Annotated in this window: 11 protein-coding genes; 8 read left to right on the forward strand and 3 right to left on the reverse strand. The window is 60.7% G+C overall.

All coding sequences use genetic code 11. The features are described 5' to 3' along the window. The first annotated feature begins 67 nt into the window (after positions 1–67). Positions 68–1,816, forward strand: a complete 1,749-nt coding sequence (locus RP6297_RS21455; RefSeq protein WP_009241754.1) for a sensor histidine kinase — start codon at positions 68–70, stop codon at positions 1,814–1,816. A 34-nt stretch (positions 1,817–1,850) separates the two neighbouring features. On the opposite strand, the gene RP6297_RS21460 is transcribed toward RP6297_RS21455, so the two are convergent. Further along, on the reverse strand, positions 1,851–2,480 hold the full coding sequence (locus RP6297_RS21460) for a response regulator (RefSeq protein ID WP_009241755.1): 630 nt from the start codon (positions 2,478–2,480) through the stop codon (positions 1,851–1,853). A 199-nt stretch (positions 2,481–2,679) separates the two neighbouring features. Here RP6297_RS21460 and RP6297_RS21465 point away from each other — a divergent pair, with 199 nt between their 5' ends. Further along, positions 2,680–3,345 carry an Hsp20/alpha crystallin family protein gene (locus RP6297_RS21465; protein ID WP_223293295.1) on the forward strand — a complete coding sequence of 222 codons (666 nt, stop codon included), beginning with the start codon at positions 2,680–2,682 and terminating at the stop codon, positions 3,343–3,345. A 206-nt stretch (positions 3,346–3,551) separates the two neighbouring features. Then, on the forward strand, positions 3,552–3,893 hold the full coding sequence (locus RP6297_RS21470; protein WP_009241757.1) for an HPF/RaiA family ribosome-associated protein: 342 nt from the start codon (positions 3,552–3,554) through the stop codon (positions 3,891–3,893). A gap of 329 nt (positions 3,894–4,222) precedes the next feature. Here RP6297_RS21470 and RP6297_RS21475 read toward each other — a convergent pair whose 3' ends face one another. Continuing rightward, a complete protein-coding gene (locus RP6297_RS21475) occupies positions 4,223–4,993 on the reverse strand; it encodes a hypothetical protein (protein WP_223293296.1) in 771 nt (256 codons plus the stop codon). 114 nt (positions 4,994–5,107) lie between these two features. On the opposite strand from RP6297_RS21475, the gene groL reads away from it, so the two are divergent. The 3 genes from groL (at position 5,108) to RP6297_RS21490 (ending at position 7,645) form a co-directional block, all read left to right on the forward strand. Next, positions 5,108–6,745 (forward strand): chaperonin GroEL, encoded by a 1,638-nt coding sequence (gene groL / locus RP6297_RS21480; RefSeq protein ID WP_009241759.1) that lies wholly within the window; start codon positions 5,108–5,110, stop codon positions 6,743–6,745. Positions 6,746–6,867: 122 nt separating this feature from the next. Next, positions 6,868–7,245 (forward strand): hypothetical protein, encoded by a 378-nt coding sequence (locus RP6297_RS21485; RefSeq protein ID WP_009241760.1) that lies wholly within the window; start codon positions 6,868–6,870, stop codon positions 7,243–7,245. 16 nt (positions 7,246–7,261) lie between these two features. Next, positions 7,262–7,645 carry a hypothetical protein gene (locus RP6297_RS21490; RefSeq protein WP_009241761.1) on the forward strand — a complete coding sequence of 128 codons (384 nt, stop codon included), beginning with the start codon at positions 7,262–7,264 and terminating at the stop codon, positions 7,643–7,645. A 16-nt stretch (positions 7,646–7,661) separates the two neighbouring features. Here RP6297_RS21490 and RP6297_RS21495 read toward each other — a convergent pair whose 3' ends face one another. Then, positions 7,662–9,479, reverse strand: coding sequence for an adenosylcobalamin-dependent ribonucleoside-diphosphate reductase (locus RP6297_RS21495; RefSeq protein WP_009241762.1), 1,818 nt, complete (start codon positions 9,477–9,479; stop codon positions 7,662–7,664). A gap of 171 nt (positions 9,480–9,650) precedes the next feature. Here RP6297_RS21495 and RP6297_RS21500 point away from each other — a divergent pair, with 171 nt between their 5' ends. Both RP6297_RS21500 and RP6297_RS21505 read left to right on the forward strand, forming a co-directional pair. Continuing rightward, entirely contained in the window at positions 9,651–10,205 is a 555-nt protein-coding gene (locus RP6297_RS21500) for a hypothetical protein (protein ID WP_223293297.1), read from the forward strand. A gap of 213 nt (positions 10,206–10,418) precedes the next feature. After that, positions 10,419–10,781, forward strand: coding sequence for a hypothetical protein (locus RP6297_RS21505; protein WP_009241764.1), 363 nt, complete (start codon positions 10,419–10,421; stop codon positions 10,779–10,781). The last annotated feature ends 48 nt before the right edge of the window (positions 10,782–10,829 follow it).

The following is a 10,829-nucleotide window of genomic DNA, read 5'->3' on the forward strand; positions in this document are numbered from 1 at the left end:
CCTGAGGTCCAGCCCAACATTCCGGGGCAGCGTGCGCGAGCGCAGGTTCCAGTTATTGGAGAGCATCTTGAGCGACCCAGGGAGCGATCCCCGCATCTTCCTGTCGACCGTCTTGCCCCGACCCAATCAGCAGCGCCTGGTCACGGCAGTGATGCTGGCGTCCGTCGTGGTCTTTGTGGCGGTATTGCCGTTTGCTCAATGGCAACTCGCGCAGGTCTGGGGGTTCATTCCCGTCTATGAATCCGCGGTCGTCATCAACGACCTTGTCACCGCTGCGATGCTGGTCGGGCAGTTCACCCTGCTGCGCTCTCCCGGATTGCTGGTCCTGTCATCCGGCTACTTCTTTACCGCCACGGTCGCGGCGGTGCACATGCTCAGTTTCCCTGGGCTGTTCTCTGCATCGGGGCTGTTGGGTGCGGGCCCGCAAACGACAGCGTGGCTTTACATGTTCTGGCACGGAGGGTTTCCACTGTCCCTGATCGGCTATGCCCTTCTGCAAGAGAACGAGCGAACACGGCGTATCAGGTGGTCGCGCGCCGTCTCCCCCGTTCTATGGGCTGCTGGCATCGTGCTGCTTTTGGCTTATGGGCTGACTGCGATGGCGACCCAGCCGTCTCTCTTGCCGGCCATCATGCGCGGGAACGGATATACCGGCGCCATGTCAACGACGGTCAGCATTGTGTGGATGCTGAATGTGCTGGCCGCAGCAATTCTGTGGCGACATCGCGGCCACTCGTTGCTGAATCTATGGTGTACGGTGGTCGCCGTCATTTCGGCATTTGAGGTGGCACTTTCTGCCGTGTTCAACCACAGGCGGTTCGATCTCGGTTTTTACGCCGGCCGCGCCTATGGTCTTGTCGCTTCCAGCTTTGTTCTGGTCGCGCTGATCATCGAACACGCCAGGCTTTACGCCATGCTGGTGAAAGCACTGGATAACGAGAGCGCAGCGCGCGCAGGCGCCTTGAAGAAAACGCAACAGCTGAATGCGGCGAACGAGCATCTCGAGCAGCGCGTCAAAGACCGCACCGCCCAACTGAGCGCCACGAACAGCGAGCTTCGACTGGAAATCACCGAGCGTAAGCGCGCCGAACATGCGCTCGAACGCTCGAGAGAGGAATTGCGTGAGCTGGCAGCGATCAGCTCGAGGGCGCGTGAGGAAGAGCGGCGGCGCCTTTCACGCGAGCTTCACGATGAGCTTGCTCAATCGTTGGCGGCGCTCAAGGTCGACATGCAGATGTTGGAGCACAAGCTTGATGCAACGAACGCGCCGGTTGCCGAACGCTTGGGCGCAATGGAACACGCCGTAGATGACATGATCCGTGCGACACGTCGTCTCGCGTCCGATCTGCGCCCCTCCATGCTCGATGATCTCGGCCTCGTACCTGCGTGCAGATGGCTTGTCGAGTCATTTCAACGGCGCCACCGCATTCAGTGCGAACTGAAGATCGTACCCGGGCATTTTGAACTTTCCGAGCCTTTTGCATCCACCGTCTATCGCGTCCTGCAGGAGTGCTTGGCCAATGTAGCGCGCCATGCCGGCGCGTCGGCTGTACATGTACGCCTGCTCTATGAGGCGCCCACCGTCCAGCTTTCCGTGCAGGACGATGGCATCGGTTTTGACCCCGCCCATCCGAGAAAGGATCTGTCTTTCGGGCTTGTGGGCTTACGTGAGCGCGCCTATCTCGTACGCGGGAGCTTAAGCATCGAATCGTCGCCAGAATCCGGAACGTTGATCGAACTCACCATTCCGCAAACGATGGCCACATCTCCGCAATTGCCGCTGCCAGCTTCCGGTGCCGGGCCAAAAGCAATGTAATCCGACATCGCCGCGACGGTCGCTCCGGCCAGCCTCATGCCAACCCGTGGCTGAGCGCATACCGAACCAGGGCGACGTCATTTGGCAAGTTCATCCTCTCAAGAATGCGTGCCTTATAGGTGCTGACGGTTTTCTTGCTGATGCAGAGATCGTGCGCGATGGTCGCCAGTGAATCGCCTCTAGACAAGCGCAGGAAGATATCGAACTCCCGGTCGCTGAGCCGCTGATGAAGCAGCCTGTCTGCAGGATCCCCGAGATTGTGTATCAGTAGCTCAGCCACGGCCTGCGTCATGTACGTACCGCCCGATGCGGCTTTGCGGATGGCCTTTTCAAGCTCCTTGACCGCTCCCTCTTTCGTCAGATAGCCGACCGCCCCGGCTCGCAACGCGCGCAGTGCGTACTGGTCCTCAGCATGCATGGTCAGAACCAGGATCTTGAGTTGCGGAACGTCTCTGTGAACCTGGGCGATCAGGTCAATGCCACTGCGGCCGGGCATCGACAAGTCCAACACGATGACGTCGGCCGGTGTATTGCGCACCAGATCAATGGTGGATGCACCATCGATAGCCTCGCCGACAACCTCGATATCGCTCGCATCGCTCAGGATCCGACCCAATCCCTCACGAAAGACGGCATGGTCGTCCGCTATCAGCACCTTGATCATCGCGTGTCCTCTGGATCTGTGCTTCCTCTGTTCCATCGTAGGTGGCACGGCGACTCCATCCAACGCTTCGCGCATGGCTTTCTGATCAAGGTCAGGAACGTGAATGCGCGCTGTTTTTGATGACCCGAGGGGACCAATGCTCTTATCAATACCGTTCGGGCAACGGCGAGATCGTTTGCGTGATCGCCGGTGAAACGCAATGCGCACACAAACCATGAGCCGAAACATCGACGGCATAGAACGGTTGATGCCCATCAAGATGTTGTTCGCATCTGCGTCCAGAATGGTTTCTCCCCGTACCTGCATAGGAGAAAGCATCATGGCTGAATCCGATACCAAGCTTCCCGTGAAGACCGGCTCGGAAGCATCGACCAAACAAGCCGGTGGCATGCAACCCTGGCGCGCATTCGACAACCTGCGGCAAGAGGTTGCACGTGTCTTCGATGATTTCGACCGCGGATTTCATCTCTTTCCGTTTCATCGCGCCGCGCTGGATATCGCGCCGTTCTGGCGGCGCGAATGGGCATTGACGTCCGCGCCCGCAGTGGACGTTGTCGAAACCGACAAGGCTTACGAGATCAAAGCCGACCTGCCTGGCATGGAAGAGAAGGACGTCGAGGTCAAGCTGGTCAACGGCGGCTTGACCATCAAAGGCGAGAAGCAGGAAGAGAAGGAAGAAAAACAAAAGGACTACTACTTGCATGAACGCCACTTCGGGGCGTTCGAGCGGTCATTCCGCATGCCAGACGGCGTCGATACAGACAAGATCCAGGCCAGCTTCAAGAACGGCGTATTGACGGTGACGCTGCCCAAGACGGATGCGGCGCAGGCGGCTTCCAAGACCATCCCCGTAAACGGGGGCTGATGTAACGGACAGCTCATCGCAAAAACAGCGGAGGACGGATGGCAGCAAATCGCTGCACGATTCGCTGCTGCGCCGATCCTGGTCTTACTCGCGGCCCGAGCGACTGCGCTCCGGCCGCGTCGTCCGGTTGACAGGATGCGACCTTGAAGTTTTGTTCTGCCCTTGAAGTCGTGGCAGCGCCCGACATTGGGTCAAGGAGTTCGAGCGTGACCTTGCCATTGGACATTTCATTTCGGGACTTTCCGTACTCCAAAGCGACCGAGGATGCTGTCATCAAACAGGCGAGCAGCCTGGCCAGGTTTCAAGCGGAGATCGTACGTTGCCGCGTCAAGTTGATTCAACTGCCTCGACAGCAGACACCCATCCAATCCGTCAGGGTTCACATTGATGTGATGACGCGCCACGATCGCCACCTCTCGGGCCACGCCACTGGCGAGGACGCCCGAGCGGCACTTTGCGAAGCGTTCAGAGAAGTCGAGTTCGCGTTGCGACGCGAGATGGTCCGTGGGCAGTCGAAAGCAACCATCGGAGCCAAGGGGGGCATGTGAGCTTGACCGTTCAAGCCGGGCGGGGTTGGGTGGATGTTCGTACAAAGCGGCGAAGGGACAAGCGCTGGGAATGCGAGTGCCGGTTCGTGTCGCCCGGTGGAAAATGCTCGTCCTGGATTTCCGCCGCCAGCGCTGAAGGCTACGTTTCCCGCGAGCTTGCCTTCAGCGCGGGTATCTTGCTCGGCAGGGAGCTTGCTGCGCGCTATGCCGTATTGACCCCGGTTGAAACGACCACGTATCAATGAAGTGGCAGGGCGAAGAATGCCGGCGCCACGCATGCTTCGCCATCCTGAAAAACACATCGTTTGCCGACGTCGCTACCGAGTCCTTTAGCGGGGCCAAGTCATCGTGCGCACGATCGCTCCATGTGCCGGCACCACAAGCGTGCCCTGACGTACCACGCCGTTATAAGACGCACTGACCTGGTACTGGCCACGCGGCAGGTGAGCGTAGAACAGCGGGCCTTCCGATACGACCGCCAGGGACACCGCCCCGTCCGCGGAGCGAATACGGATATCGACATCTGAAACGTACGCCCCGCCTTGGTCGATGAACGTCAAGCGCAGGTTGTAGTTCGCTGCAACGCCACGCATTGCATCCACCGAATCCTGCCCCACCCCTCCTGACACATAAGCCACGCCTCCTTGCACATGTGGAACGGGACGCACGGCAGAGGCATCTTCATTCAGACACCCCTCCTCGTACATGGCCCGCCACGATCGCCTGTTCATCGTGCCGCCGGGCATCCCTCCTCGTGCCCGGCCGCTCATCCGATCCGACTCGTTCAAGCCGTGAATATCCTGCATGCGCTGCATCAACGCACGGCGTTCTGCCGGTGTCCGGGCATTGCGCATCTGCGCGCAGAAATCGGGGCTCGGATGGTGTAGTGGCTCGGGGGCGGGTGCCTGCGCCAATGCCGCGTGTGTCGATACGAGAGACGTTGCAACCAGCGCAGCCCGCAAGAGGCTCTGTAACCGCAGCATGGTCGGCTCCTCCTTGAGAATCCGTTCGCTTCCCTCACCCCACAATGGTCGATGCGCACCGGAGCGCGTTGATATGGCGCAACCTTTGATCCAGCCCAACCCCGCGCCCTCCGTCATGGCTAACCTGAAAGACAACAGCCCGTGCGTGGCGTGCAATGCCGGCGGCGGCACCTTCTGTTTCTGTAAGCGAAGCCGTACGCCGCGGCACACCCGACCCAATGTGAGTTGACCATGATAGCCAGGACCCTCGTCTTCCATCAAACCGCCCGCAGGATGATGCTCAACGGAATCGACCTGTTGGCCAGGGCCGTCAAGGTGACGCTCGGCCCTGGGGGACGCAACGTGATCATCGAACGGCCGGGCATGACGCCCATGGTCGCCAACTCCGGCGTTGTGGTTGCACGCTCCATTGCACTGCGCGAGCCATTCGCCGATATGGGCGCTCGGCTGCTGTGCGAGGCAGCGGCGCGCACCAGCGAGGTCGCAGGTGACGGCACGACCACCGCCACCACGTTGGCGCACGCCATCGTGGCCGAGGGCGTGAAATACGTGGAAGCCGGGCACGACCCGATGCAGCTCAGGCGCGGCATTGAGGCCGCAGGTGCCGTGGTTGCGCAACAGCTCCACGACATGGCACGCCCCTGCACGACCGTAGACGAAATGCGGCAGATCGCCACGATTTCCGCCAGCGGCGACCAAACCGTGGGCTCGCTGGTGGCGCGCGCGGTTGAACAGGTCGGCAAGGACGGCGCTATCAGCGTGGAAGACGGCTCGAGGCTTGAAGACCAGGTCGAGATCGCGAAAGGCGCACGCGTGGACCGCGGGTTTCTATCGCCGTTCTTTGCCACCACCGAAAGCCGGGCCGTCGTGCTGGAAGAACCCTGGGTGCTGTTGTGCGACGCCACGATCGGCGCGGTCGCCCAACTGCTGCCGGTTCTTGAAGCCGTGTCCGGTACCGGCAAGCCACTACTGGTCATTGCCAACGAAGTGGAAGGCGAAGCGTTGGCCACGCTCGTCGTCAACAATCTGCGCGGCACGCTCAAGAGCTGCGCGATCCGTTCGCCCGGCTTTGGCGAGTCGCGCACGGAGCAACTGGCCGACCTTGCTGCGCTGACTGGTGCGACCGTCATCTCATCGCAGACCGGCGTTTCATTGGAGCATGCGACGCTTGATCAGCTCGGCCACGTACACCGTACGGAAACCACCAAGGATGCGACCACACTCATCGCGGGCGATACGGCAAAGGCCGCAGTGGAGCAGCGCGTTGCCCAATTGCGGGCACAGCTCAACGAGGCAAAGACGGACTACGACCGCGAGCAGCTTCAGCGACGGCTTGCACGCCTGAGCGGTGGCGTTGCCGTCATCAAGGTGGGCGCGGCAACCGAGGCTGCGTTGCACGAGCGCAAGAACCGCTTCCAGGATGCCCTTCACGCCACGCGTGCCGCCGTTGAGGAAGGCATCGTGGCGGGCGGTGGCGTTGCTCTACTCCGAGCGCGTTCCGCCATCGATGCATGGACCGCGCCCAATGCCGAGCAACAAGCGGGTGCCCATATCGTGCACACCGCCCTGGCCGCGCCGATGCTCCAGATCGCAGCCAACGCAGGAGCCGATGCACAGGCAGTCGTTCACCAGGTGCTCTCCGGTGAGGGATCGCACGGCTACGACGCTGCGTCCGATCGTTATGGCGACATGCTGGAGTTGGGCGTAGTCGACCCTGTCAAGGTGGTGCGCACCGCATTGCAGAACGCCGTGTCGATTGCCGCCCTGTTGTTGACCACGGATTGCATGATCGCCGATGTGCGGGAAGGCTACGTTGACCGGTCGGATGAAACTTCAAACTCGGCCATGTTCAACGCCGGATACGCATAGCAAAGACAATCCGGAGCCTTTCGAAGGCTTCTGGCGATGGCTCCAGCTTTGCTCACGATCAAATGCGCTTCCGAGCCGTCTACTACAGTGGTAGCAAGACGCTTCGACACACCGAGTTCGCCATGATCGCTCAAGCATTCGTCCCTCCTCAGTTCGCGAAAGCGGCACCCCTTGAGCCCATGAACGAAGACGCGTTGGCGACGGCATTTCTTCCGGTAGCCAATTCCAGTCTGCTCCCCGATCCGGCGCTTGCCGTGCTGGCAAAGACGGCAACCGATTGGTTTGCCCCGACGCTGGCGAGCGAAATCCATGTCAGCGCGGAGCACGGTCGCATCCGCATGGCGGGCCACGTCGGCAATGCCAGCCCGCTGAAGTCTCTGAAGAGGGCCCTGCTCCGCTTGCCTGGCGTCGGCGGCCTGGACATGACGGTTACGGTGGAAGCCCTCACCAATCCACTGAGAACGTATCCCGCCGCCCAACACAGTCAACACGTCGGATAACCGGGAGCGCGCAAACATGCGTACGACATTTTTCTGTGCGACCGATTGCCCCTGCCCGCAGATTGCCTTCGATACGACGTGCCCAGAGTCGGTGGAGGAGATTCTCCGGGCGTACGCTGCGCTCTTCTGGTTCAACCTCTACCTCAGGTGCCCCGACTTCTCCACTGCGGATGGCATGTTTCCGCGAGATCCAGACACTCGCCAGAAGTATCTGGCTGTGCATTCGAAAGTCTTCACACACTGGGCCACGGCGGCCAATCGCATGGGCATCCCCACCGCCCGCTTTCGTGATGTCTGCGCCAATGTGCGCGCGGCATGGATCGGGCCGGACGATCCGCTGCGTGCGTGCCGCTCACGGGCCGACGTTCTGTCGGACCATCCAGAGCTGGATCTGGATTAGGCGCTGGCTGGGTTGCTCAACAGAAGCACGTGGGGCGACCGTTCAACGGGGGCAGCTCGGAGAGCACGTCGTCCGGACCGGTGTCCGGCCTGAAGATCGTGATGCCTTTGAGTCGCAACTGCCATGCGTGAAAGAGCAGTGCCGCAACCTGTGCGCACGACGCGCTGCAGGGAAGAAGGACCGTCTTTGAAATGGATGCATCAACAAACGGTTGCAGCGTCGCCACCATGCGCAAGTGGTCGAGCCCATCAATCTGCCTTGCGGTGACAAAGTAGCCGGGCAACGCTGCACGCTGTCCGTACAGCGCCCGGAAAAGCCTGTAGGCGCGGTTCTCAATACGGTAAAGCTGCGGCGCGCGATGTTGGATACGCACGCGACGCTGATACACCCAATCGAACGCAGGTTCGATACCACTGGAGCAGTTATCTCCAAACGCCAGGCTTACGCTACCCGTTGGTGCCAGGGAGAGGAGGTGGCTATTGCGCAGTCCGTGCTTTGCGACAGCTTCGCACACGGCCTTGGGCAATGCGGCGCTGAAATGTCCGGAAGCAAGACTGCGTTCCGGACTGAACAGCGGATACGGCCCGCGCTCGCATGCCAATGCGGCCGAAGCTGCGTAGGCGTTATCACGCAAGCATCGCCCGATCTGAGCGGCGAAGCATCGTGCTGCCGGAGCGTCGTAAGGCAGGCACATCATTGTGAGAGCATCGGCAAGGCCGGTCACGCCTACGCCGATCCTGCGTTTGGCCTGGGCCTCGTGCATATGCTCAGGCAACGGCCAGCGTGTGATCTCGATCGCGTTGTCGAGCATTCTGACTTGAACACGCACCGCCTGGCTCAGGCCGACGAAATCGAACAGTGGTTGACCGCCCATTCCAAACGGCCACTGCACCCACCTGGATACATCAATCGGCCCCAGTACACAGCTGCCCCAGGGCGGCAATGGTTGTTCTCCACAAGGATTGGTTGCGGCAATCGTCTCGATCTCGGCAAGGTCATTGGCAGCGTTGATCGTATCGATGAACAGCAGACCCGGCTCTGCACTGTGATGCGCGGCTTCCGCGATCATGTTCCAAAGCTGCCGTGCGGGAACGACTGCGTAGCACCACTTGCCGTTAGACAGCGCGTGGGCGCCTGTCGCCAGCCGTTGTGCATTGGGCACGGCTCGATGCTGCAGGCACCAGAGACCGTCATCGGCAACCGCTTGCATGAACGCGTCGGTAACGGCAACCGATAGGTTGAACGTTGCCCAGCGCTTGCGCCCGCGCTTGGCAGTGATGAAAGCGGCCAGGTCGGGGTGGTCACAGCGCAGAACGGCCATCTGCGCCCCACCTCGCGTGTTGACGAGCGCTTGTGTTGTGCATACCCGATCAAATGAGTCGAGGACGGCACAGACGCTTCCAGTTCCGCTGTACGACGTTGCCTGCTCGGCATCAGCAGGGGCGATGACCGAGAAGTCGTAGCCGACCCCGCCACCCATCTGCAAGGTGCGCTGTGCTGCATGCAAAGCGCGTTCGACATCGGAAGCGTCTGCGACGGATTGCTCGCTAGCGCCGATAGGATGCACGAAGCAGTTGACCATCGTCCCGTGATTCGCACTTCCCGCGTTCGCCATGATGCGCCCCGCTCCAATGGCGCCTTGCAGCAGATTGGCGTAGAACAAGCGCGTGAAATGTGCGCGCTGGTCTGGCTGCTCTGCAGCGGCAAGCGCATGGGCAACCCGCTTGAATACGTCATTGCACGTCGTTTCGCCGGGCGCAAGATAGCGATCTGCAAGTACAGCGGTACTCAGAGGTGATGGTCCGCCTGGACGGTTCAGAGGCCCTGCCCGCATCGACGTGCTCCCTTTGCGCGGATGACTCCATGCTAGGCAACACCGCCCTGAGAGCGTTGATCGACATCACGCCCGAACGCATCGCCCCCGCCGTAACGTCTTTGGCTCAGGCAGCTAACCGCCCCAAGAAAACCGACCCCTCAGGAGCGCCCGACAAGCCGATCTGGAGACTTGCGTCAGGTCAAATCCGGCAATACCGAAGTGCCTAATCTCCAGTCATATCAACCGGAGATCGTGATGCAACAGCCTACTGATGCCGTCTGCACCCTCGCCTGCGCCACCATGCGCGATGCCAGCCGCGCTGCGGAGTTCTTCGTGGATAGCGAGCTTCAGCTCGCGCGCCTTCGCGTCAAGATGGCAGAAACCGCATTGGATAACCTGTCCCAGTTGGAGGGCCAGTTGGATGCAGTCAAAGACTGGACCGCACTGGCCTCGGCGCAGAGCGCGTACATGAAGCTGCAGGCCAACCAAAGTGCGAGCACTGTTCGCCAGTGGGCCGACCTTCTCAATGAAGCGCAGCGGTCATATCTGCGCCAGGCGACAGAGTGGAACGACCAGTTCCAACATCGTCCCGGAACGGCTGCATCTCCTGCACAACTGTTGATCGCGTCTCTTGACTCCTGGCAGACCTTGGTCAACACCTTCAACGCGATCGCTGCATCGGCTACGCAAGCCCGACCTTCGTCGCAACCGCAGGCGAAGTCCAGGAGTGCGCCAGGCGCCTGACGGCTTGTGGCTGTGAATGGAAATACGCCCGCCCAAAGACAATTTCCATGTGCCCTGTGCCATACAGGCACAGACGAGAGAGAGCAGCTTGATTTTTCTCAACGAGGGTCTCTGATAGCTACCTATTCTTGAAATAGCCATCGGACATGGACGTGCCGAATGGAAAAGGTCTTGATCCAACGGTTGGACTTGACTTGTTTGCAGGAGCTCAAAATGCACAGGAAACTCATGATGACTCTGCTCGTCGTCGCAGCAGCCTCTGCGTCGGTGTACGCGCAGAGTCAGCCCGATACGGCACAGAACGGCGACGGAGAAAAAGCCAGCAAGGTGGATCCCTACACGGAGGGCGCAAAGCAAGCCAAGCCCGATCCATACACAGAGGGCTCAAGACGCGGCAAGTTCGATCCGTACACAGAAGGCGCAAAGGGCAAACGTGATGCCTATACCGATGGCGCCAAGCAAGCCAAGCGTGACCCGTACACAGAAGGATCGAGACGCGGCAAGTTCGATCCATACACGGAAGGCGCAAAGGGCAAACGCGACCCACATTCGGATGGCGGCAATCAGACGAAGTAGCCGCATCGGGTGTTGCCTTGTCAGGCTCCATCTGGGCGCGTAGCTGGC

This window comes from Ralstonia pickettii (assembly GCF_016466415.2).
Classification (GTDB): Bacteria; Pseudomonadota; Gammaproteobacteria; order Burkholderiales; family Burkholderiaceae; genus Ralstonia; species Ralstonia pickettii.